The sequence below is a fragment of the Citrobacter sp. wls613 genome (assembly GCF_005281195.1).
Classification (GTDB): domain Bacteria; phylum Pseudomonadota; class Gammaproteobacteria; order Enterobacterales; family Enterobacteriaceae; genus Citrobacter; species Citrobacter gillenii.
Window position 1 is genome coordinate 28,936 of record NZ_SZXN01000030.1, and the last position, 270, is coordinate 29,205.

At 50.7% G+C, this 270-nt stretch carries 1 pseudogene; it reads left to right on the plus strand.

Annotation, left to right across the window (positions count from 1 at the left end):
- Positions 1–26: 26 nt before the first annotated feature.
- Positions 27–270, plus strand: a pseudogene (locus FDX01_RS23440) (hypothetical protein); the annotation flags it as partial.

Here is a 270-nt window from a genome sequence, read left to right on the forward strand (position 1 = left end):
GCGCAGCTGGGTAAGCGGGGTGCTTAATGCCTTCCCTGAGTGAATTACAGCATACGGCTAAAACGGAACTTAACGCCACTCTGACGCAGGGTCTGGACGACCTTAGCCAGTACCAGATAGTCACATTCACGAAGTACATCCGCAAGGTTTTGCCGCTGGATGGATTTGTGTTCTGGGTAAAAGCATCGATTGTTTCTGATGATCCGAATCCTGACCCGGACACAGTTGATGTGAAAGGCTACCTGCACCTGACAACGGAGAGTATTCAGG